Genomic DNA, 22,782 nt, shown 5'->3' on the forward strand with positions numbered 1-22,782 from the left:
CATGAAAGTACGTGTTTTAGGCTGCTCTGGAGCAATTGCCAAAGACTGCCGGACCACGTCTTTTTTGCTGGACCATGATTTGCTGGTGGATGCGGGAACCGGTGTGGGTGATCTGACGCTCGACGAGATGCGCAGTATTGACCATGTGCTGCTGACGCATTCGCACCTGGACCATATTGCCGCGCTCCCGCTGATGGTGGATGCGATTGCCGGACGGCGTACCAGCCCGATACAGATCCACGCCTTGCAGGGCACGATTGATGCGCTGAAAACGCATATTTTCAACAACACCATCTGGCCGGACTTCTCAAGAATTCCAACGCCGCAAGCGCCCTTTATCAGCTTTCACCCCCTGGAGCCGGGCCAAACCCTGCTGCTGGCGGGCAAGTCTGTGGAAGTTTTGCCGGCGGTGCACACCGTGCCGGCGGTTGGGTATGCGGTGGCCACCGGCAAGGGGTGCTGGGTGTTTACCGGCGATACCGAGCAAAACCCCGCGCTGTGGGCGCGCATCAACCAGCTCAACGTGACCATGCTGGTGATCGAAACCGCCTTCAGCAACCGGGAGCGGGATCTGGCAAAACGCAGTCTGCACCTGTCACCGCATACGCTGGCCAGCGAGCTCGACTGTATTGACAAGAGCCGGAGCTATCCCATCTACATCACCCACACCAAGCCCGCAGAAACCGACCTGATCATGGCCGAAATTCAGCGCTTCGACCAGACGCAGCCGTTCGGCCCGCATGTGACGCACGACATTCGCTGGCTGCGGGCAGGTCAGGAATTTGAACTATGAACGCCGTCATGCAGCGTGATCCGGAAAACGAGTTTTTTGACTCGCAGATGCTCCCCCCCCAGGAACGCGGGGTGACTTTTGAGGCGCTGTATTTTCGCCAGTTGCAGCTGGTCACCAACCGGATCCACGAAACCGAAAACATCGACCAGATCATGCTGGAGGCCAGCCAGGACATCTGCAAGCTGTTCAATGCGGACCGGCTGACTCTCTATGCGGTCAACGAAGACCGCTCATCCATCATTTCCAAAATCAAGACCGGCCTCAACACCAGCCGGGATCTGAAGCTGCCCATCAGCGCGCAAAGCATCGCCGGTTATGTGGCCATGGTCAAACAGATGGTGAACATTGCCGATGTGTACGACGACGGGGCGCTCAAGAAAATTCATCCCAAGCTGAGCTTCTTGCAGGAAGTCGACAAGCGCTCTGGTTACCGCACCAAGCAGATGCTGGTGGCGCCGGTGATGGATGGCGAGACCCTGTATGGGGTGTTGCAGGTGATCAACAACCGCAGCGACCAGCCGTTTGGCAAGCTGGAAGAAGACGGTGCCAGCCAGTTGTGCAAAACGCTGGGGATTGCCATCCGCCAGCGCATGCAAAAAATGGAAGACAGCCAGCGGCGCAAGGCGACCAAGTACGACGGGCTGGTCGCGGAAGGCATTTTGTCGCAGGACGAGTTGCAGCAGTGCATCCAGAAAGCGCGCGAGGAGGTCAAGCCGGTAGAGCATTTGCTGATGTCGGACTACCATATCCGGCCGGCGCAGATCGGCCCCTCGCTGGCCAAGTTCTTCGGTGTCCCTTACGAGGCGTTCAATGCCGGACGCATACGCTCCGAAATGCTGCATGGCCCGCTCAAGCGGGATTTCATTGAGCAGCAGGGCTGGATTCCGCTGGAGGAGACGCCCGAAGGCCTGGTGATCATGTGCGTCGACCCGGAGGCGGTGCGTGGCTCACGCGTGGTGCCGCAGGTGTTTCCCCGCATCAGCAAGTTCGCCTACCGCGTCAGCACCCAGACCGAATTTGAGGAAACGCTGGGCCAGCTGTTTGGGGCCGGCAACGAAGGCGGCTCCATCGACCAGCTGCTGGCCGATATGGACACGCCGCTGGACGGGGAAGCCAGCGACGATTCCTCGCTGGAATCAGCGGCGGCTGACAACGAGCTGGTCAAATTTGTCAACAAGGTCATCATTGACGCCTACAACCAGAAGGTGTCGGACATTCACATCGAGCCCATGCCCGGCAAAGCCAAAACCGGCATCCGCTTTCGCATTGATGGCACCTTGCAGCCTTATATTGAAGTGCCGGCCCAGTTTCGCCAGGCCATGGTGACGCGCCTGAAGATCATGTGCGACCTGGATATCTCAGAGAAGCGCAAACCGCAAGACGGCAAAATCAAATTCAAGAAGTACGGCCCGCTGGACATCGAGCTGCGGGTGGCCACGATTCCGTCGGCCGGTGGCGTGGAAGACGTCGTCATGCGTATCCTGGCTGCCGGCGAACCCATACCGCTGGAAAAACTGGGGCTCACCGAGCACAACAAGGCGCGGCTGGAAAAAACCATCTCCAAACCCTATGGGCTTTTTTATGTGTGCGGCCCGACCGGCTCCGGCAAGACCACCACACTGCACTCGATACTGAAGTTCCTCAACACGCCCGACACCAAAATCTGGACGGCCGAAGACCCCGTGGAGATTACCCAGAAAGGTTTGCGCCAGGTCCAGATCAACAGGAAAGCCGGGATCGACTTCGCCCTGGTCATGCGTGCTTTTTTGCGGGCCGACCCCGACATCATCATGGTGGGCGAGTCGCGCGACAAGGAAACCGTGTCCATGGGGGTGGAAGCCTCGTTGACCGGGCACATGGTTTTTTCAACACTGCATACCAATTCAGCACCCGAGTCCATCACGCGTTTGCTGGACATGGGCATGGACCCTTTCAATTTTGCCGATGCGCTGCTGGGCATACTGGCGCAGCGCTTGGCCAAAAAACTCTGCGATTGCAAGGAAGCCTACTTCCCCGACGCCGAAGAGATCAAAACCTTTGTGGCCGAATACGCGGAAGAGTTGCGCCATACACCGGCCTGGCAGGCAGACCATGCGGGCGAGGCCAAGAAGCTTTATGAGCAATGGGTCAAGCAGTATGGCGAGGGCGGCAAATTCAAGCTGTACCGGGCGGTCGGCTGCGATAAGTGCAACAAGACCGGCTACAAGGGGCGCATTGGCCTGCATGAGCTGATGATTGCTGACGATGCTGCCAAAAAGCTGATTCAGGAGCGTGCACGCGTTGCGGAATTGTTCTCGGCGGCGGTCAACAGCGGCATGCGCACCCTCAAGATGGATGGCATGGAGAAAGTTCTGATGGGGATGACGGATTTGAAGATGGTGCGATCAGTCTGCATCAAGTGACAAAAATGACAAAAATGTCAGTTAATTTAGATGTGGCTGCCAAAAAATCGCGGGCGTGATAGCTGCGCCAGGATGAAAGTAAGTAAAAAACATTGATTTTTAGCCTTTTAAAGGCTGGCCCGGAAACTGCTCTACGTTAATGCTTTTTCAACCAAGGAGTTTTTAATGAAGCGTTCTATCCAAAAGGGTTTTACCCTGATCGAATTGATGATCGTTGTGGCGATCATTGGTATTTTGGCGGCGGTGGCTTTGCCTGCTTACCAGGACTACACGGTCCGCGCTAAGGTCTCTGAATTGATACTTGCCGGCTCGTCGGGTAAGACAACTCTCTCAGAAATGGTGCAAGCGAATGGCGGCATGCCCCCAACTGCCAGTGAGCCGGTGGCTACTCAGACTTCCAAATGGGTTTCGGGCGTTATCTACAACATGGGAGCCACCTCTCAAACTGGTATTATTTTCGCTGGCGCCTCTGCTGCGGAGAGTAAGATTGCGGGTACAGGCGTGATGTTTACCGGAACCGTTCAATCCAATGGCCAGGTAACGTGGGTATGTTCAGCTGCAAGTAACGTCTCATCGGCACCTGTAACAATTACCTCTACAATGCCGACTAAGTATTTGCCGGCTAGCTGCAAGTAATTCGTTTCTTACTATTGAAAGGCTCCTTTAGGGAGCCTTTTTTCTTGCTATCCGCATGTCTGTTCGCAATAAAAGACCGTTGAGTTCTCCGTTTTGGCTGGTGGCTTGGGCCAGCACTTTGTCATGGTGCTGGCTGCTACCTAACCATTACCCGCCGTGGCCTGCCTTTCACATGGAGGCTTGGGCGGCGGTGGCACTGTTGCCTATGGCTGCGGCGGTGCTGTGGCGCACCCGGGACGAAACGCGAACGTCGGTCCTTGGCATCGGAGTCCTGGGTCTGTGCGTGATGCCCTGGCTGCAGCACGCGGCCGGAATGATTCCGTTGGCAGGCCCCGCTTGGATGGCGTTCGCCTATCTTCTTGGTTTGGCGCTGGCTATCTTGGTCGGCCAGCGGTGGGAGTGGTACAGTCCGGCTCAGTTGGGAGACGGTCTCTTTATGGCCGTCGGCATCGCTGCCCTGCTGTCAGTCGGGCTGCAAATTCACCAATGGTTACAGCTGGACCTGATCCAAATTTGGTCCATGGGCAACGGATATGGCCGCCCATTTGCGAATTTTGGACAGCCCAATCAGCTAGGCACACTTCTACTGTGGGGCATTCTGGCCTTGGGTTGGGGTGCCTTGCGCGCCTATATCCGGCCTGCTGTCATGATAACGGGGGCGGTTTACCTGCTGTTCGGCTTGGCCCTGACAGCATCGCGCACGGCTTGGGTTGGCACCGTGATACTGGTGCTTGCTGCGTGGTACTGGCGAGCGCTATGGCCATGGCGATCAGCCCCTCGTATTGTTACTGCTCTTGCGTTGTGTTTTTTTGCTTTCGTCTGGATTATCCCGTTGATGACCAATGCGTTGCTTCTCAGTTCCGCGGAGGGGGAGCTGGAAGCGTTGGAACGTTTATCCTCAGATATACGGCCGCAAGTCTGGACCCTGTTTCTTGATGCCATCTGGCAGAGACCCTGGTTTGGCTATGGATGGAATCAAGTGGTCACCGCGCACTTGGCAGTCGCCGTAGACCATCCGCCCTTAAGGATGCTGTTCGCCCAATCACATAATCTGTTTTTGGACTTGCTCCTGTGGTGCGGGATTCCGCTGGGCTTGGCAATATCAGGGCTTTTAATCTTTTGGCTTTGGCGTCGATTTTGTGCCATTCAGGATGCTGCGAGTGCGCTGATGTTTCTGCTCGTTATGGTAGTGGGCAATCACGCCATGTTTGAACTTCCTCTGCACTACGCCTACTTTCTGCTACCTGCCGGTCTGGTCATGGGGGCGCTTGATACCCGGCTGCATGGTCGCCGGATGGGTTTCGGACAACGATGGTTGGCAAGTGTTCTGTGGTTGGGGACGGTGATGCTGCTCGCTGTGATAGTGCGCGACTACGTGCGAATCGAGGCGAGTTACCAGGCATTGCGATTTGAATGGGCCAACATCCGTACCAATGCTTCTCGCGATCCGCCGGACGTACTGGTGATCGATCAACTCCGTGACCTGATTGCCTTCTCCCGATTTGAACCTGGTGGCGGAATGTCGGCTGAACAACTGGACTGGATGCGTCATGTTGCCAGTCTCAACCCCAGTGCAGGGGTAATACACAAGCTGGCAGCGGCGCTGGTTTGGAACGGTCAGCCTGATGAGGCAACACTCTGGCTGCGGCGCCTGTGTGCCGTGGCATCGCGGAATCAGTGCAATGTAATCAAAAATGCATGGCAGAAACAGTCGGAATCCGATCCGCGGATAGCTGCTGTACCTTGGCCATGATCAGAGAATGTGGCGGAGCTAATAAAGTTAGCCCTCATGGCCCTCCCGTAAGCCCTTGTAGGGAGATAGGTTGTCGCATCGCCCCATGGCTGGTTGTCAGCCGGGCTATAACGCAAAAAACCGGTCATCTGACTGCTGCTTGATGTCGGCGCAAATTAAGGGCTGTTCGTTCGAGGTAATAGCCGTCATTACAGGGAAGTGATCGGGTTCATGGTCGTCGACACCGCAAGTAGATTAAACGGGCATTGTGGACCTGGCGCATCCCATTACCATGGCGGCTCGTGTGCTTGCACCATCACATTGAAGCAATCAATTGCCGCCTTCTTCATAGCGCTACCTTGGTTAAACCCGTTCGCCCCAGGGCCGACGCCGGCCATCGTGCCGTTGCTCTTCTCCTGGGCTTGTGCTGCGGCTTTGCTTGGGGTGCACTGCCCTGGCCGGTTTCTGCCTAAGTGCTTGATGCCTGCCAATGCAGGGGCCTGGCTGTTCGCTGGGCTGCTGAGCAGCGTGATCGGCCTTTGCCAGTACTTTGGTGCTGCGGGCGTCTTCTCGCCCTGGATAAGCCAGACTGAAATGGGCGAGGCGTTTGCCAACCTGCGCCAGCGTAATCAGTTTGCGACTTTGACCAGTATTTCCCTGATGGCATTGCTCTGCCTCGCAGCGACTGGTCGTTTTGCCGGACGCATCCATTGGTCGATGTTAGCCTCGGCAGTTCTTCTGGCGACGGGGAACGCCGCTTCTTCGTCGCGGACTGGGCTGCTGCAGCTCGTCTTGTTGTGCGCGCTATTCGGGATTTGGGGTGGCTGGCGTCACATAGCTGTTCGCCGCTTGCTCCTGACGACGATAGTGGGCTACGGGCTGGCAATTCTGGTGCTGCCCTGGGTGGCTGGTTTTGACCTCTCTGCGCAAGGCATGTTCGCCCGCTTGCGTACCGGGGGCCAGATTTGCAATAGCCGTCTCACGCTCTGGTCCAATGTGTTGCACCTGATTGCGCAGAAACCCTGGTTCGGCTGGGGCTGGAGCGAACTCGGTTATGCGCACTACATAACGCTGTACGACGGGCCGCGTTTTTGCGAAATCCTGGACAACGCGCACAATCTGCCGTTGCAGTTGGCGGTGGAACTGGGTATTCCGGTGGCGCTGCTGGTTTGTGGCGGTTTTGCGTGGTGGGTGCTGCGGCAGCGGCCCTGGCGCGAAACCGACCTGACTCGCCAGCTAGCCTGGGGTGTGCTGGCGGTGATTTTGCTGCACAGCCTGCTGGAATATCCGCTTTGGTACGGTCCGTTCCAGATCGCGACAGGCCTGTGCATGGGCCTGCTCTGGCAGGGCAGGGGTGTGCCGGCGGGGCACCCGAAATACCAGTCAAATGAGCCACAAGTCCCCATTTTGCGAGTGCTGGCAGCTATTGTTTTGATAGCTGCCACTAGCTACGCCGCCTGGGACTACCACCGCATCAGCCAAATTTACCTGGCGCCCCAAGCCCGCGACGCGGCTTACCGTGACGACACGATGAACAAGATCCGTGGGTCCTGGCTGTTTCGCAACCAGGTGCGTTTTGCGGAACTGACCATCACCCCGCTGACGCGCGACAACGCGCAGTGGACCTTCAACATGGCGACGGCACTGCTTCATTACTCACCCGAGCCTCGCGTCATTGAAAAGGTCATTGAAAGTGCCGTGCTGCTGGGCCGCGACGACGAAGCGCTGGCGCATCTGGCGCGTTATCGGGCTGCTTTCCCGGCAGATCATGCGCGCTGGGCTCAGGCGAATGCCCGGGTATCCGAGCGTCTTCAACCTTTGAGATGAGGCGGTTCAGGGATTCACAAAGCTCCCCGATTTGCCGCCGTGCTTTTCGCGCACGCGCACGTCGGTGATGGTCATACCCCGGTCCGCTGCTTTGCACATGTCGTAAATCGTCAGCAGTGCCACTTGCACTGCAGTCAGTGCCTCCATTTCCACACCGGTCGGGCCGACAGTTTCCACCGTTGCGAGGCAAGTGACGCTGGCATTGGCCGCATCAGGCTTGAAATCAACCGCCACGCGGGTCAGCGCCAGCGGGTGGCACAAGGGGATCAAATCGCTGGTTTTTTTTGCGGCCATGATGCCGGCAATGCGTGCGATACCCAGTACGTCGCCTTTTTTGGCGCTGCCTTCAAGAATAATGGCCAGGGTCGCCGGATTCATGACGATGCGGCCTTGCGCGACGGCCACGCGGTGCGTTGCGGCCTTGGCCGCGACATCCACCATATGGGCCTGGCCCTGAGCATCAAAATGGGTGAGTGCTGAAGAAGTCGTCATGCTGTTACAGAACCTTTACAACTATCCATCATCATAAGACCATGTTTTCGAATCAAACCTTCTGGACCGTCTTGCTGGACACCCACACTGCCGAGGTGATTGCTTTTGTTCCCATCGACTCGTTTTAAATTCATCAAGCCAATGTCGCGTTTTATGCGGGGCAGGCTTGCGCTGACAGCTATGATTTTTATAGCGTCCAGCCATCTTTCGCTGGCCCAGTCGCCGGGCCGGGCGGCGGGCTCGCTGCCGACGCTGGGCGACAGTTCCGAGTTGACGGCCAGTGCCGAACGGCGTCTGGGGGACCGGATTGCCGTCAGCATTTACCGCGACCCGGACTACCTGGACGACCCGGTGCTGGGCGACTATGTGCAAAGCATCTGGCAACCCCTGATGGCGGCAGCGCGTTCGCGCGGTGAGCTTGGCACCGAGCTGGAAGAGCGCTTTGCCTGGGACGTCATGCTGATCCGAAACCGTACCGTCAATGCGTTTGCGCTGCCGGGCGGTTATCTGGGCGTGCACCTCGGCCTGATCGGGGTGGTCAGCAGCCGTGACGAGCTGGCCGCCGTGTTGGGGCACGAGCTCAGCCACGTCACCCAGCGCCACATCTCGCGGCTCATCACGCAGCAAAACCGGCAGACCCCCTGGGTGATCGGCGCCATGATTCTGGGGGCACTGGCGGCCAGCAAAAATCCCGATGCAGCCAGCGCTGCCATCGTGGGAGGGCAGGCCGTGGCGGTTCAAGGCCAGCTTAATTTTTCGCGTGACATGGAGCGCGAGGCCGATCGTGTGGGTTCTGGGGTGATGGCCGATGCCGGGTTTGACAGCCGCGGTGTGACTGGCATGTTTGAAAAGCTGCAGCAGGCCTCGCGCCTGAACGACAATGGCTCCTTTCCCTACCTGCGTTCGCACCCGCTGACCACCGAGCGCATTGCCGATGCGCAGGCGCGGCTGCAACTCGCGGCCGGCTCCAGGGGGCCGAAAGGCGGCGATGCCGACAGCGGCAAGGCGCTGGTCTTGCATGCCATGATGGCCGCCCGCGCACGTGTACTGGGTGACCCTGGCGTGGATGCCCTGCGCGCCATGCAGGCTCAGGCTCAGCGTACGTCACCTTCTGGCCAGCTTGCACCCCAGGATGCGGGCGCCTTATATGCCGGCGCACTGGCTGCGGGCCGCTTGCGCGACTTGGGGCTGGCACGAAGCCTTGCGAGCCGGCTGCAGTCCGCGGTGGTGGGTAATCCGCGCGCCGCCAACGCAGCAGACTTGCTGGCGCTGGAGTTGGATTTGCAGGCAGGCAGCACGCCCGCAGGGGCGGCGCAGCTTGATCTGGCGAACGCCAGCGCCCGTGCCGATGTTTTGCTGAAGTCCCGCGCCCTGCTGGCAGTGGGCCGCGCCAGGGAGGTGTCAGAGCGGCTGCAAAGCTGGGTGGTGGCGCATCCCAAAGACGCCAGCGCCTGGCAGTTGCTGGCCCAGGCTTACGGGCGGCAAAACGAGCCTTTGCGGGCGATCCGGGCGGATGCGGAAAGCCGTGCGGCCCAGCTGGACTACACCGCCGCGCTGGACCGGTTCAAAGGTGCGCAGAACCTGATGCGCACCAGCCGCGACAACAGCGCGGCAGCCAATATTGAAGGCTCGATCATTGACACCCGAACCCGTGAACTGGAGTCACTTCTTAAAGAACAGGCGCTCCAGGACAAACTCGATCGCTAGCTGCAGCACCGAGTAAATTACCGAGCCGATCAGCGCGGCGCCAAAGCCGCGCACGTCCAGTCCGCTGAGCAAACTGGCGGCGGCCCAGAACATGAGGGCGTTGATCACAAACAGGAACAGGCCCAGCGTCACCAGCGTCACGGGCAGCGTCAGCAGCACCAGCAGCGGCCGGACCACGGTATTGAGAGCGCCCAGCACGGCCGCGGCAATCAGGGCCGCGGTGAAGCTGGTCACCACCACGCCGGGATAAATATGCGCAACCGCCAGCAGGGCGGCCGCGCTGCAAAGCCATTTGAGGATGAGTTTCATGGCCGCAAGAATAGCACTGTACCGCCAAGGCGGCAGTCATGACTATTCTGTCTGCAGGCAGCGCATCACGCGGGGTGCAAAGTGCAAGGACACCAATTTCCCGCAGGGCCGCCCCAAGGGAAATTAGCCCCCGAGGGGCTGACGTCCGTCCGTCCAAGCCTGCCTATGCAGGCTTGGACGGACGGACGTGGGGGCTAGCTAGTCGGTAGCGACGAGCAGACCGGCGCCTGCCAGGGCCGCCGCATAGCGCAGGACCTCGTGGTGTTCTTGCGCCTGGGTGCTGGTCACTGGCTGCAGGTCCTGGCCAAACTTGGGCCGGCGGGCATCCAGCACGCGCGCCGCGCCATGCTCCTTGATCAGCGAGTCAGTGAGCTCACACAAGGGGCTGCGGGCCAGTCTCGTGATCACGGTGTCGCCTTGCGCTTGCAGGGTGGGCACGATCTGCTCGAAGACCTTTTCCGCCCATTTGCCGCGCCAGCTTTCCCGTGCACTGTTGGTCACCCATTTGCTGGCGTGGTGCGTCACCCGGGGAGGGCAACCCACCACAATCCAGCGCGCCGGGTTGCGGGCCTTGTCCGGGGGCAGCATGGGCTGCAGCATGTGCAGGGCATAAGCGGCATCGTCAATATAAACAATGATGGTGTCCATAAAGATCTCCTTGGTTAACGTAGTTATAGAGGCTTGCTGCTTGCTCGGCAAAGGCCCATGCAGGCCTTTGCGTATGCTCGGTCCTTAATGCGGGATGAGTTCGCCACTGCCTTCGGACTTGGCGCGACGCGTGGCCCACCAGCCGGCACCCAGCACACCGGCCACGGCCAGCGCGTAAGTGACCCACTGGGCGGCGGTATGCAGGGTCTGGGTGCTGGGCAAGGAGTCAGGACCGCCATAAATGACGGCCAGCAACTGCTCGCTCATAATCATCTTGGCGGCGGTAATCGCCAGCACGGCGGCGCCGAGGCTGATGATGATGGGGAAACGCTCCACCAGCTTGAGTACCAGGGTGCTGCCAAACACGACGATGGGCACGCTCACCAGCAGACCGATGATGACGAGGTCAAACGAGCCGTGCGCGGCGCCGGCCACCCCCAGCACATTGTCAATGCCCATCAGGGCATCGGCCACCACAATGGTCTTCATGGCGCCCCAGAAGGTGCTGGCGATCGGGCCATCGTGTCCCTTGTCGTCCTGGTCAACCAGCAGCTTGTAGGCAATCCACAGCAGGCCCAGGCCACCGAGCAGCATCAGGCCCGGGATCTTGAGCAGCCAGACCACGCCGACGGTCATCGCCGAGCGCACGACAATCGCGCCAACGGTGCCCCAGATGATGGCCTTTTTTTGCAGCTTCGGCGGCAGGTTGCGGGCCGCCAGCGCAATCACGATGGCGTTGTCACCGGCCAGCACCAGGTCAATCAGGATGATGGCCAGCAGGGCGGAAAACCAGGTGGCCGTAAATAATTCCATGTTCACACTCCGTATCAAGTTTCGACTTGGAAATCCGTGGGACGGATTTCCGGCTTCGTTGAAACTGGACAGGTTGGTGAGTGGTGCGGCCCATTGGTGCCACGAACGCTCCGATCAAACCTGTACAGGTTTCAATCGAAGGTCTGGCTCGACATGCAGTGTCGCTGCATGTCCAGCAAGCCGGAAGTGTGAACTTCGAAATGACGACTTGCCGAAGCGATTTTGCTGTGATGTCTGTTATCGAATATGTCAGCAAAACGAGGGAGTTACTCCCCTTCGTTCTGCTATTGGACAATAAAACCGGATTTTTTGCAAATCGTTCAGTTTCATGCGGGTTGGCGCGCAGGCTGGCCAGCCATCGGGCTCATAATCCACTCCCCAAGCGTCAATATCGGCGGTGCAGGGGTCCGCTGCGGCGGCAAGCCCTGAGCCTGCACGTTTCCACCCCACTTTCAACCTTTTCAAACCCTGAGATCCGAATGGCCGGCATTCACATTACCGACATCGAGGCTGCCATCAATTACTGGCGCGAGAAAAAACCGTCGCCTGACGGGATTACCCTCGCGCCGGAGTTGCGCGCGCTGGCCAAGGTTTACGCGCTGATGGTGTTTTACCGCGAAGACGAGGCCGATGAAAAGACTTTTCCGCCCAAGGCCATGGCGGCCTGGCGTGCCTGGTATGACACCACGGCCGACACGCCCTGCATCGCGATCTGCTCCACCAGCCAAGGCGATGCCCTGTGCAAAGGGTGCGGCCGCACCTTTGACGAGGTGCAGCACTGGCCCGAAATGAGCCCGGCGGCCAAGCGCAGCACCTGGCAGCGCATCACGCAGGAGGCGAGCGCCTGGCGCTTTGGCCGCTATGCCGACCGCGCGCTGGAAAACAGGGATGCCCGGGACACCCGCAGGGATGGGGATGCAGCATCTGGTCCGGGTGCCGGTCAAGGCTGAAAATACTGGCTTTTCAGGTCTGTAGCCCTTGTGTAATATATACAAATAGCTATCAATTTAATAGCTAAGCGCGTGGCGAGTTTCCGGCAATGCGCTACACTCGTTCCATGCTTCGGCTCGCCCGCGCTCCCAACATTGCCATCGCGGCGCTGTGGGCGGACGTCTTGCAGCAGGCCGGTTTTGAGGCCAGCGTGCAGCGCTACTTTTTAGGCAGCGTGGCCGGAGAGCTGCCACCCGACCAGTGCCTGCCGGAAGTCTGGCTCATGCACGACGAGCAGGCGCCGCGGGCGCGCGAACTGCTGCACAGCCTGCAGCACATGCCGCAGCGCCGCTGGCTGTGCGCTTGCGGGGAACTGGTGGAAGGCGGTTTTGAGCAGTGCTGGCACTGCGGGGCCGACAGGCCGGCCTGAAATCTCGGGCCGTCAAGGCATTAACGCATCAAAGGCTTAAACCCGTTTCGCCAGCTTGGCCGCCATGCCGACATAGCTGGCCGGCGTCAGGGCCAGCAGGCGCTGTTTTTCGGCATCCGGAATCGCCAGCGACTGGATCAGCCCGTGCAGCGCTTGGGCCGTCACGGTTTTGCCGCGCGTGACTTCCTTGAGTTTTTCGTAAGCACCCTGCACGCCGTAGCGGCGCATCACGGTCTGGATCGGCTCGGCCAGCACTTCCCAGGAGGCGTTCAGGTCCTCGGCCAGGGCTTCGCGGTTCAGCTCGAGCTTGCCCAGGCCCACGCCCAGCGAGCTGTAGGCCAGCACGGCGTAGCCAAGGGCCACGCCCATGTTGCGCAGCACGGTGGAGTCGGTCAGATCGCGTTGCCAGCGGCTGACCGGCAGTTTTTCGCTCAGATGCCGCAGCAGGGCGTTGGCCAGGCCCAGATTGCCCTCGGCGTTTTCAAAATCAATCGGGTTGACCTTGTGCGGCATGGTCGAGGAGCCGATTTCGCCGTCCTTGAGGCGCTGCTTGAAATAGCCCACGCTCACATAGCCCCAGACGTCGCGCGCGAAGTCGATCAGGATGGTGTTGGCCCGTGCCACGGCGTCAAACAGCTCGGCCATGTAGTCGTGCGGCTCGATCTGGATGCTGTAGGGCTGGAACGTGAGCCCCAGGCCCAGCGGTTCGGGTGTTTCAATCACCTTGCGGCTGAATGCCTCCCAGTCGAAGTCGGGCCAGGCGCTCAGGTGGGCGTTGTAGTTGCCCACGGCGCCGTTCATCTTGGCCATCAGCTGGACGCCGGCAATCCGGTCGCGGGCCTTGGCCAGGCGCACCACCACGTTGGCGATTTCCTTGCCCACGGTGGTCGGGCTGGCGGTCTGGCCATGGGTGCGGCTGAGCATGGGCTCGCCTGCGTAGGCGTGCGCCATCTCGCGCAGCTTGGCAATCACCTTGTCGAGCGCGGGCAGCAGCACCAGGTCGCGGCTGCTTTTGAGCTGCAATGCGTGGCTGGTGTTGTTGATGTCTTCGCTGGTGCAGGCAAAGTGCACGAATTCGCTGGCGCTTTGCAGTTCCGGCCGGGCCTCGAACTTGGACTTGATCCAGTACTCCACGGCCTTGACGTCGTGGTTGGTGGTTTTTTCAATCTCCTTGATGGCGGCCGCATCAGCTTCGGAGAAATTTTTGACCAGGCCCAGCAAGTAAGTGCGCGCTCCTGGGCTCAATGGCTTGAATTCGGCAAACTTGGCATCGGACAGTGCAATAAACCAGGCCACCTCCACCTGCACCCGGCGGTGCATATAGCCTTGCTCGGACATTAAGGGCCGCAGCTGGCTAAGTTTGGCGGCGTAGCGGCCGTCCAGCGGCGACAGGGCATTGATGGTGGAAAAGCTCATGTGCCAATTGTAGGCCGGGTTCCTGGGGCCGTCGCTGTCGTCTGCGCGCGTCGCCGGGGCGCAAAACCGTAGCGGTTTGCACGCTTTCGGGCCGTATCGGCCGGGGTCCGTGGCTTACTCGATAGAATTCACTGCATTCGGACCACGATCACAAAACCACTTATGAAACTCATCGGATCCGCGACCAGCCCCTATGCGCGCAAAGTACGCATCGTGATGGCGGAAAAAAAGCTCGACTACCAGTTTGTGCTGGAAGATGTCTGGGCGGCCGACACCACCATCGCCCAGTCCAACCCGCTGGGCAAAGTGCCCTGCCTGGTGATGGAAGGCGGCGAAGCCGTGTTTGACTCCCGTGTGATCGTGGAGTACCTGGACACGCTGTCACCTGTGGGCAAGCTCATTCCGACCCAGGGCCGCGAGCGCGCCGAGGTCAAAACCTGGGAAGCGCTGGCCGACGGCCTGCTTGACGCCGCCATCTTGGCCCGGCTGGAAGCCACTTGGGCCGGCCGCAGCGCCAAACAGCGCAGCGAGGCCTGGATAGACCGCCAGATGGACAAGATCAATGCCACGCTCAAGGCCATGAGCATCGGCCTGGGCGACAAGGCGTTTTGCAGCGGCATCCACTTCAGCCTGTCGGACGTGGCGGTCGGCTGCGCCCTGGGCTACCTGGACCTGCGTTTTAGCCAGATTGACTGGCGCGGGACTTACCCCAACCTGGCCAGGCTGCAGGAAAAGCTGGTGCAGCGCCCCAGCTTCATTGAAACCGTCCCGGCCTGAAGTCAAGGCATCAAACTAGGTTCTTGCCCTTTAGGGTATTGCGCTGATAGCTATCAAAAATATAGCTAATTTCGACCTGAGCTGATCGGCTCAATGGCGGGCGAGCGCGAAGCCGGAAATGCCGCACCCGACAATCCACCGCGCAGGCGGGCATAAAAAAGGGTGGCCATGTCAGCCACCGAAAGATAAAAATGCTGCGAAGCGCCCCGACGCGAACGAGGGAGGGAGGGAGGAGGAGGAGAAGCGCCCCGGGATTGCAGTCCGACCTGAAAGGCCAGAAAGGCTTCGCAACAGGAAACTGATTTTAACGACCCTTCACTCGCGTTCAAAGTCGATATGAGTAAGAGCCTGTTGATGGGATCACAGTTCCCCGCCAGCGGGTGTATGCACAGGTAAAATTTTGTTAACGAGGCAGGCGGCTTGGGCCTCATGGGGCGGCCAGCTGCTTTTGAATTTCCTTTAAAAATTTAGGGTCTTTGGGGGTGGTCAGCGAGTTGAAGCTGACCACGCCTTGCCCGTCGCGCGCCACCACGTACTTGTAAAAATTCCAGCGCGGTGGCGTGCCGGTTTTGGCTGCCAACTGCTTGAACAGCGGGTTGGCGGCCTGGCCCGTTACGCTGGATTTGGCGAACATCGGGAACTTCACGCCAAAGGTGTTTTCGCAAAAATCGGCAATCTCCTTGTTGCTGCCGGTTTCCTGCGAAAAGTCGTTGGACGGAAAACCCAGCACCACCAGGCCCCGGTCCTTGAATCTGGCGTGCAGCGCTTCCAGGCCCTCGTACTGCGGGGTAAAGCCACAGAAGCTGGCGGTGTTGACCACCACCACGACCTTGCCGGCGTACTGGCACAGTGACTGGGGCTTTTCGTCCTGCAGGCGCAAGAAGCTGTGTTGCAACAGGCTGGGACAGGCTGCGGCGGAGCGCGCCGCAGGGGCTGCTTGACTGGGCGACTGGGCACTGGCCAGCAGGGTGCTGCCCAGCAGCAGAACGGCCAGCCCGTGAGGAAAAAGGGAAAAGAGGGAGGCAGGGTTCATAGTCTTGTTCTCTTGTCAGGCCGTACGACAGGCCTGGCCAGAGATCCACTATAGGCACTTGGTGAAACACCCGCCAGGGCGGTCCATGACCAGGCCGTGGGCCCGGAAAACGCCAGTTTTGCTTGCAAATGCCGTACAAGTCACTAGTTGTCACATTCCCCGCCTAAAATTGCGGCAACACCGAGGATGCATCCAGGCAGTTTCTGCCGCGCAAGGAGTTCGTATGCTTTACCCTGAACTATTCAAGCAGCTTGAGTCCGTCCGCTGGGACATGGACAAAGACATTCCGTGGGCCAGTTTCGATGCGGGCAAGCTGTCCGACGAGCAGGCCCAGACCATCAAGATGAACGCCATCACCGAGTGGTCGGCCCTGCCGGCCACCGAGATGTTTTTGCGCGACAACAAGGACGACAGCGACTTCTCGGCCTTCATGTCGATCTGGTTCTTCGAAGAGCAAAAGCACTCGCTGGTGCTGATGGAGTACCTCAAGCGCTTTCGCCCCGACCTGGCGCCGACCGAAAAAGAGCTGCATGAAGTGCGCTTCGAATTCGAGCCCGCCCCGGCACTTGAAACCCTGATGCTGCATTTTTGCGGCGAGATCCGCCTGAACCACTGGTACCGCCGTGCCAGCGAATGGCACACCGAGCCGGTGATCAAACAGATCTATACCCAGCTGAGCCAGGACGAAGCCCGCCACGGCGGCGCCTACCTGCGCTACATGAAACGCGCCATCAACAACTTCGGCAACGAAGCCAAGGCGGCGTTCACCAAGGTCGGCGTGCTGATGGCCAGCGCCCGCCGCACGGCGCAGGCGCTGCACCCCACCAACCTGCACGTGAACAAAAACCTGTTCCCGCGCGACACCATCCAGTCGCGCCTGCCCAACCCCGAGTGGCTGGAGCACTGGCTCGACACCCAGATCAAGTTCGATGCCGTCTGGGAAGGCAAAGTGGTCGAGCGCATTCTGCACAACATGAGCCTGTTGATGAACCAGAGCTTCAAGAGCGTGCAGGAGCTCAACCGCTACCGCAAGGAACTGGGCCGTGAAATTGCCGGCGCCATCGTGCCGGACATCAAACCGCAGGCCGTGTGAGCGGGCCGGCCTTTCTTGACAAAATCGTCGCGCGCCAGGACGCCCGGGCGCGGCTGGCCAGCCTGCCCAGGCCGGTTGTGTTTACCAACGGCGTGTTCGATGTGCTGCACCGCGGCCACGCGACCTATCTGGCCAATGCGCGCCAGCTGGGCGGCAGCCTCGTCGTGGCGCTTAATACCGATGCCTCCGCCAAACGCCTGGGCAAAGGCCCCGGCCGGCCCCTGAACAACGAGCAGGACCGCGCCGTGATGATGGCGGCGCTCGAATCGGTGAGCCTGGTGACCTGGTTTGACGAAGACACGCCGCTGGAGCTGATCCGCGAACTGCAGCCCGACATCCTGGTCAAGGGCGGCGACTACGACATGCGCAAGCTGGCTGAAACGGCCGTGGTGGAAAGCTATGGCGGCAAGGCGCTGGCGATTCCGTTTGTCGATGGCTACTCGACCACCGAACTGGTCAGGAAGATCCGCGCCAGCGCCTGAAGGCCCAAGGCCGGGGCGCTTGCCCCCCGCTTTTCACTTCGTGTAATGCGCTGGACGTGCCGCTGCGAGACGCAGCGGCTCTTCCGTCCGTCCAAGCCTGCGCAGGCAGGCTTGGAGCCGCGGACGTCAGCCCCGAGGGGGCCGTCGCTTGCTCGGGGCGGCCCTTCGCGACGGCTAAACCGCTTTGGCCACCAGCACCGCGTTGGAGCCGCCAAAGGCGAATGAATTGGACATGACCGCCTTCAGGCCATATGCCTGGCGTGCCACCCCCGGCACATAGTCGAGGTCGCAGCGTGGGTCCGGTGTGTCCAGAAAAGCCGTGGGCGGCAGCATGCCGTTTTGCAGGGCCAGCACAGACGCCACAAACTCCATCGCCCCTGCCGCCCCCATGGCGTGCCCGTGCACGGCCTTGGTGGAACTGACAGGCAGACGGGCTGCCGCGCCGCCAAAGGCCTGCTTGATGGCTTCAGTTTCCACCACATCCCCCACTTCGGTGGCGGTGCCGTGGGCATTGAGGTAGCCGATGTCCTGCGCAGCCAGCCCCGCATCGGCCAGCGCCAGCGTGATCGCGCGCGCCTGGCCGTCGGCCTGCGGTTGTGTCAGGTGGTGCGCGTCAGTGCTGGTGGCGTAGCCGACCAGTTCGGCCAGGATGGGGGCGCCGCGGGCCTGCGCCGTCTCCCAGGCTTCCAGCACCAGCATGGCCGCGCCTTCGGCGAGTACCAGGCCGCTGCGATCGGCTGAAAAGGGGCGGCATGAGGCGTGCTCTCCCTCGGGGTGGGCCTTGGCCAGCGTCTGCATGGCCTGCCAGGCCTTGATGGTGCCGCGATTGAGCAGCGCTTCGGTGCCGCCGACCAGCATGGCATCGGCATAGCCATGCCGGATCTGCCGCATCGCCTCGCCAATGGCGACCGCCGAGGAGGCGCAGGCGTTGGAGACCGTGCTGCTGGGGCCTTTCAGCCCGAAGTCCATGGCCAGGTGGGCCGCCGTGGCATTGCACATGGCCAGCACCACGGTCATGGGGCGCAGGCGTGCGGCTTTGCGTTCGAGCAGCTCGGTGTAGGCGACATCGGTGCTGCCGGAGCCGCCCATGCCCGTGCCCATGGAAACACCAAACCGGGCGGCCTCGTAGGCCTGGCTTCGCTGGGTGTCGTCGGTCAGCCCGGCCTGTGCCAGCGCTTCACGTGCCGCCACCAGGGCGAACTGCGCGGTGCGGTCCAGCGTCATGAGCCGGGAGCGGGGGAAATGGCTGTCGGGTGTGAAGTCAATGGCGCCGGCGACCACGGACTCGGGGCCGGTCGGAAAGGGAACCTCGATGCTTCGAAGTCCCGATTGGCCTTGCTGCAAGGCGTCCCAGAAAGCGGCACGGCCGCAACCGGCGGCGGATACAACCCCCAGACCTGTGATGGCAACCCGGCGCATGGTTTGAGTGGGCTGGCCCGTAAAGCCGGGCGGCGTCAAGCCGCTTTCAGGGTGGCGCCGTCTTGGGCAACTGATGCGCAAGCGGATGCAGGCAGCAGCGGCGCGATCAGCTGCACCATTTCACCCAGGGTTTGCGGCGGGTTGGGCTGGTCGGGAATACGGACATTGAATTTGTCCTCGACCTGGAACAGGAATTCAATCACGGCCAGCGAATCCAGGCCCAGACTTTCGAGCGTGGCATCGGGCTGCAACTGCTCCTGACTAATCCCGAAGGTTTCGGCAAAAAGGTTAATCAAATCAGAATTCATTCATATCCCAGCGCATGGTTCCAAGCAAAAGCCCGAACGCGGACTTCACACTTCTTTACATACTAAGCGATATTTGGCCTCGGACCGGTGAGGAAAATACCAAATCAGGCTTGTCACGGCGTGTACATCTGCTGGACCGCATCCGATAAAGTAAACTTTTGTAGTAATTCACTCAGATAGTCATCGGGTTTGGGAGCCTGGGCGGCGCTGCCAATCTCGGCCAGCAGGCGGGCGTTGCAAAACACCGCGTCGGCGTTCAGAAAAGGCAGGTAAGGCTCCAGGGCGCCATGCATCCAGCGCTGGCGGGCAAATTCGGGGGTCACCACAAAATCGCGTCCGCGCATGACCACGCGTGCAATGCCTGGCATTTGCCGGGTCAGGGCATCGGCCAGCGCCTGCAGGGTCATGGAGGCCTCGCCGGCGGACACGTGGTAGCAGTCGTGCTGCAGCTGTGGTTTGAGCAGCATGGCGGCAATGGCGCCGGCAATGAAGTCCACCGGGGCAAAGTCCAGCCTGGCCGCTGGTTCCAGCGGCACCTCACCGAGTTCGGCCATCACCGGGATGGACCACAGCATGTTGCGGGACAGTTTGGCGTCATCAATGCCGCGCGCCAGCACGATGCCGGGGCGCAGGCTCACGAAGGGCACCCCCGTGGCGCGCAGCAAGCGCTCGGCCTCGCGTTTGCTCAGGATGTAGTCGTTGGCATAGCCGTCAAAGGGCATGTCTTCCGTGATCAGGCCCCGTGGCGCGGTGGTCACCGCGGCGGTGCCCACAAAAAAGGCGCGCTGTGAAGGACGCAGGGTTTTGAGAATGCCGGCGTATTGTTCGGCCGCCTTCACGTTGATCGGGAACACGCCGGCCCCCGGTTTGAACGAGGTGTTGGCGGCTGAATGCACCAGCACATCGGCCGCTTGCAGCGTGGCGGCATCGAGTCCAAACAAGGGCTCGCACACATCGCCGGCGACGGCCGTGACCAGCTCGGCATAGCGGGGCTGCCAGCGTTCGCTCTTTTGCAGCCGCTCCAGCAGGCGCGCCCGTGCCGCCTGCGCATCAGGCGCCCGCACCACCCCCACCGTGGGAACGCCCCGCGCCGCCAGAATGAGTATGAGTTCGCCACCGATCAGCCCGGTGGCGCCTGTGATCAGAACGCTTTGCATGTCAACATCAATTCCAGCTGCCAAAACGGCGATTTTAGGCGCAAGGTGTGACGGCTCCGCGACGGCGCGCCGGTTCAGGCGTGACTCGCGGATTCGGTCGGTACCGACGGTGGGGCGTCGTGCGGTGCTGCATGGCCCTGCCGCCGCCCATGGCAATGGTGGTGGCTTATAGCGATAGTCATAGGAGTTTGCGCAGCAGTTGGAGCCGCTCGCGAATGACCTGGGCGAGTTGAACCATCAAAGTCTCTGTCGCAGGAGAGACCAACTTGCTCTTTGGGAGAATCACGCCATAGCGGAGAGGAATCTCCGGCGTAAATCGCCTGATTGCCACGCCAAAATGAAGCTGTGACAAGGCGGCAAACGGATCCGCCAATGTAACGCCGACCCCTCTGGCGGCAAGCTGCGCCGCCAATGGCCCATTGGAGACCTCGAAGTGGGCTGAACTCCTGTGCTCAACCTTTTTCTGAGCGGCCTCGTAGCGTTGTCGAATGACGCTGTGCTGGGGCAAATAAATCATGCAATGCTCGTGCAAGTCATCGGCTGTCACCTCGTCGCGGGTTGACAGGGGGTGGCCTGCTTGCATGACAACGACCGCTTGGCTTTGCACTAACTCCCTGACAAGTACCCGGGGATGCTCGACGGGGAGCTGGGTCAGCGCCAGATCGAACTGGCTCTGACCCAGAAGGGATTCAATATCTCTCGTGTTTCGTGCGTCAACGGTCGCCGTGAAGTCTGGGTTTTCTTCCCTGGCGCGGGCAATGGCATCCGCCAACAGGCCTTCCGCGATATGCGGCGCGGCGACGATCTTGACGTGGTTCAGCCGCTGGTGTCGCGTCTCGCGCGAGAAGCTTTGCACTTTGTCCCCGGCTTGAAGAAGCAACTCGGCCTGCTCGTAAAACTCGCGCCCTTCCGGCGTGAGAACCAGAGATCGTCCTTCCTTGCGAAGGATTGGGAAGCCCATCGATTCCTGCAGCCCTGTCAATAACCTGCTGACCTGCGGCTCAGTGCGATGAATCCTCAGAGCAGCTTGTGCGACATTGCCTCCATCCACGAAGGCCCGCAATGCTTCGAGGGCAAGAATATTCAGCATCTTGACGGTTGCGCCGCGTACAACTTTGCTGTCGAAAAATGCAATTGACCCCCTTACGTCCCGAACACTACAGTGCAAGCAACAGCGATGGCGTGCGCCAGGAATCATGCACTTTTCGGGCAGCATGCACCCACCGTTGTGCAAAGACTTTGCTTCTTTGCGGTCCATTTTACGTTTTACGGAGTCACCCAATGAAGAGCCGGATTTTTCGCAAGTTGTTTCTAATTGGCTTCACGGCGTTCATCGGCAACGCAATCAGTCAGGAGGCCTACCCCAGTCGCCCCATCAAGCTGATTGTTCACACGACCGCTGGCTCGGCATCGGATGCCACTGCCAGAGCGGTGGCCGAGGACATGGGGCGCAGGCTGGGGCAGCAAATGGTGGTAGACAACCGCGCCGGCGCCGGCGGCTCCATCGGCGCGGATTCTGTGGCCAAAGCGCCCGCCGATGGCTACACATTGCTTGCCGGGGCTTCCAGCGTGATGGTCATGCTGCCTGCGGTTTCAAAACGAAAATTGCCCTATGACGCGGATGGCGACTTTACGCCCATTGGGCGCATAGGTGTTTCGCCCTTTTTCCTGGTCGTCAACAGCAAGTCCAACATCAACAGCCTTGCTGACTTGATTGCCGCAGCCAAAGCCAATCCCGGGAAAGTGTCATACGCAAGCGCCGGCACCGCGACCAATCCTCACATGCTGGGTGAGATGCTGGGCTTGGTGACAGGCACCTCGTTCAGCCATATTCCGTACAAAGGCCCTGGCCCTGCGCAGGTGGACTTGCTGGGCGGCAACGTCGATATGCAGTTCGATACGCCTTCGGCGACGGCTCAATTGCTGAAGGCCGGCAAACTGAAGGCCCTGGCGACTACCGGCCCCGCGCGTCATGCCGGATTTCCCGATGTGCCCACTGTCGCGGAGTTGGGTTATCCCCAGCTGCAGCTGCAAGGCTGGACAGCCCTTTATGCGCCTCGCGCCGTGCCACCCGCCATTGTCAAAAAGCTTCAGGACACCTTGAAGGAGTCGCTGAAGTCATCTCAAGTCAGATCCCATCTTCTCGCCATGGGGCAAGAGCCGGATACGCTGATAGGTGACGAGCTGCTTCAGGAGCAACGCAAGAGCCGCGAGGCCTGGCGCAAGCTCGCGGCGACGCGCAATATTTCGCTGGACTAGGGCCTGTTCACACTAATATTGGAGGTGCGAAGGGGTTCCATCGGGCGCAAATCAAGGCGCCTGCCGCCGCCCGCACTCATGTGCGGGCAAGGTAGGCAACGCCGAGTTGCGCCCGATGG

The 22,782-nt window shown here is 60.5% G+C and carries 22 protein-coding genes; 12 read left to right on the plus strand and 10 right to left on the minus strand.

Annotated elements, in window-relative coordinates; all coding sequences use genetic code 11:
* Position 1: 1 nt before the first annotated feature.
* From V6M61_RS17995 to V6M61_RS18015, 5 genes are all read left to right on the plus strand, one after another.
* The gene (locus tag V6M61_RS17995; protein ID WP_332777964.1) at positions 2-793 is read left to right on the plus strand and encodes a 3',5'-cyclic-nucleotide phosphodiesterase; all 792 of its coding nucleotides are present in this window, start codon (positions 2-4) and stop codon (positions 791-793) included.
* Positions 790-3,195: a GspE/PulE family protein gene (locus V6M61_RS18000; protein WP_332777965.1), complete on the plus strand. Its 2,406-nt coding sequence runs from the start codon at positions 790-792 to the stop codon at positions 3,193-3,195. The genes V6M61_RS17995 and V6M61_RS18000 overlap by 4 nt, the downstream gene beginning before the upstream one ends.
* Positions 3,196-3,360: 165 nt before the next feature.
* Positions 3,361-3,831: a pilin gene (locus V6M61_RS18005; RefSeq protein WP_332777966.1), complete on the plus strand. Its 471-nt coding sequence runs from the start codon at positions 3,361-3,363 to the stop codon at positions 3,829-3,831.
* 55 nt (positions 3,832-3,886) lie between these two features.
* Entirely contained in the window at positions 3,887-5,584 is a 1,698-nt protein-coding gene (locus V6M61_RS18010) for a PglL family O-oligosaccharyltransferase (RefSeq protein ID WP_332777967.1), read from the plus strand.
* A 459-nt stretch (positions 5,585-6,043) separates the two neighbouring features.
* Positions 6,044-7,390 (plus strand): PglL family O-oligosaccharyltransferase, encoded by a 1,347-nt coding sequence (locus V6M61_RS18015; protein ID WP_332777988.1) that lies wholly within the window; start codon positions 6,044-6,046, stop codon positions 7,388-7,390.
* Between the two features lie 6 nt (positions 7,391-7,396).
* Here V6M61_RS18015 and moaC read toward each other — a convergent pair whose 3' ends face one another.
* Positions 7,397-7,882: a cyclic pyranopterin monophosphate synthase MoaC gene (gene moaC / locus V6M61_RS18020; protein WP_332777968.1), complete on the minus strand. Its 486-nt coding sequence runs from the start codon at positions 7,880-7,882 to the stop codon at positions 7,397-7,399.
* Between the two features lie 180 nt (positions 7,883-8,062).
* On the opposite strand from moaC, the gene V6M61_RS18025 reads away from it, so the two are divergent.
* On the plus strand, positions 8,063-9,589 hold the full coding sequence (locus V6M61_RS18025; RefSeq protein ID WP_332777969.1) for a M48 family metalloprotease: 1,527 nt from the start codon (positions 8,063-8,065) through the stop codon (positions 9,587-9,589).
* Here V6M61_RS18025 and V6M61_RS18030 read toward each other — a convergent pair.
* The 3 genes from V6M61_RS18030 to V6M61_RS18040 all read right to left on the minus strand — a co-directional run bounded on the left by V6M61_RS18030 (position 9,545) and on the right by V6M61_RS18040 (position 11,359).
* A complete protein-coding gene (locus V6M61_RS18030; protein WP_332777970.1) occupies positions 9,545-9,898 on the minus strand; it encodes a phage holin family protein in 354 nt (117 codons plus the stop codon). The two genes, V6M61_RS18025 and V6M61_RS18030, sit on opposite strands and share 45 nt — an antisense overlap.
* Positions 9,899-10,096: 198 nt before the next feature.
* A complete protein-coding gene (locus V6M61_RS18035) occupies positions 10,097-10,546 on the minus strand; it encodes a hypothetical protein (protein ID WP_332777971.1) in 450 nt (149 codons plus the stop codon).
* Positions 10,547-10,630: 84 nt separating this feature from the next.
* Entirely contained in the window at positions 10,631-11,359 is a 729-nt protein-coding gene (locus V6M61_RS18040) for a TerC family protein (RefSeq protein ID WP_332777972.1), read from the minus strand.
* A gap of 479 nt (positions 11,360-11,838) precedes the next feature.
* Here V6M61_RS18040 and V6M61_RS18045 point away from each other — a divergent pair, with 479 nt between their 5' ends.
* Both V6M61_RS18045 and V6M61_RS18050 read left to right on the plus strand, forming a co-directional pair.
* Positions 11,839-12,309 (plus strand): DUF3717 domain-containing protein, encoded by a 471-nt coding sequence (locus tag V6M61_RS18045; protein ID WP_332777973.1) that lies wholly within the window; start codon positions 11,839-11,841, stop codon positions 12,307-12,309.
* Between the two features lie 107 nt (positions 12,310-12,416).
* Entirely contained in the window at positions 12,417-12,719 is a 303-nt protein-coding gene (locus V6M61_RS18050; protein WP_332777974.1) for a putative signal transducing protein, read from the plus strand.
* Positions 12,720-12,755: 36 nt separating this feature from the next.
* Here the strand turns inward: V6M61_RS18050 and purB are convergent, their stop codons facing one another.
* Complete coding sequence (purB, locus tag V6M61_RS18055; protein ID WP_332777975.1) at positions 12,756-14,135, minus strand: adenylosuccinate lyase; 1,380 nt, start codon at positions 14,133-14,135, stop codon at positions 12,756-12,758.
* Positions 14,136-14,297: 162 nt separating this feature from the next.
* Between purB and V6M61_RS18060 the strand changes: the two genes are divergently transcribed.
* Positions 14,298-14,912 carry a glutathione S-transferase N-terminal domain-containing protein gene (locus tag V6M61_RS18060; protein WP_332777976.1) on the plus strand — a complete coding sequence of 205 codons (615 nt, stop codon included), beginning with the start codon at positions 14,298-14,300 and terminating at the stop codon, positions 14,910-14,912.
* Positions 14,913-15,339: 427 nt separating this feature from the next.
* Here V6M61_RS18060 and V6M61_RS18065 read toward each other — a convergent pair whose 3' ends face one another.
* Entirely contained in the window at positions 15,340-15,945 is a 606-nt protein-coding gene (locus V6M61_RS18065) for a glutathione peroxidase (RefSeq protein WP_332777977.1), read from the minus strand.
* 223 nt (positions 15,946-16,168) lie between these two features.
* On the opposite strand from V6M61_RS18065, the gene V6M61_RS18070 reads away from it, so the two are divergent.
* Positions 16,169-17,038 carry a ferritin-like domain-containing protein gene (locus tag V6M61_RS18070; RefSeq protein ID WP_332777978.1) on the plus strand — a complete coding sequence of 290 codons (870 nt, stop codon included), beginning with the start codon at positions 16,169-16,171 and terminating at the stop codon, positions 17,036-17,038.
* Entirely contained in the window at positions 17,035-17,520 is a 486-nt protein-coding gene (gene rfaE2, locus V6M61_RS18075; RefSeq protein ID WP_332777979.1) for a D-glycero-beta-D-manno-heptose 1-phosphate adenylyltransferase, read from the plus strand. Before V6M61_RS18070 ends, rfaE2 begins: the two co-directional genes overlap by 4 nt.
* A 174-nt stretch (positions 17,521-17,694) precedes the next feature.
* On the opposite strand, the gene V6M61_RS18080 is transcribed toward rfaE2, so the two are convergent.
* The 4 genes from V6M61_RS18080 to V6M61_RS18095 all read right to left on the minus strand — a co-directional run bounded on the left by V6M61_RS18080 (position 17,695) and on the right by V6M61_RS18095 (position 21,494).
* Positions 17,695-18,939: a beta-ketoacyl-[acyl-carrier-protein] synthase family protein gene (locus tag V6M61_RS18080; RefSeq protein WP_332777980.1), complete on the minus strand. Its 1,245-nt coding sequence runs from the start codon at positions 18,937-18,939 to the stop codon at positions 17,695-17,697.
* Between the two features lie 35 nt (positions 18,940-18,974).
* On the minus strand, positions 18,975-19,235 hold the full coding sequence (locus V6M61_RS18085; protein WP_332777981.1) for an acyl carrier protein: 261 nt from the start codon (positions 19,233-19,235) through the stop codon (positions 18,975-18,977).
* A gap of 125 nt (positions 19,236-19,360) precedes the next feature.
* A complete protein-coding gene (locus V6M61_RS18090; RefSeq protein WP_332777982.1) occupies positions 19,361-20,404 on the minus strand; it encodes an SDR family oxidoreductase in 1,044 nt (347 codons plus the stop codon).
* 178 nt (positions 20,405-20,582) lie between these two features.
* Positions 20,583-21,494, minus strand: a complete 912-nt coding sequence (locus V6M61_RS18095; protein WP_332777983.1) for a LysR substrate-binding domain-containing protein — start codon at positions 21,492-21,494, stop codon at positions 20,583-20,585.
* Between the two features lie 38 nt (positions 21,495-21,532).
* Between V6M61_RS18095 and V6M61_RS18100 the strand changes: the two genes are divergently transcribed.
* On the plus strand, positions 21,533-22,663 hold the full coding sequence (locus V6M61_RS18100; protein WP_332777984.1) for a Bug family tripartite tricarboxylate transporter substrate binding protein: 1,131 nt from the start codon (positions 21,533-21,535) through the stop codon (positions 22,661-22,663).
* Positions 22,664-22,782: the final 119 nt, after the last annotated feature.

Origin of the sequence: Polaromonas sp. (genome assembly GCF_036676035.1) — a bacterium.
GTDB lineage: Bacteria > Pseudomonadota > Gammaproteobacteria > Burkholderiales > Burkholderiaceae_C > Polaromonas.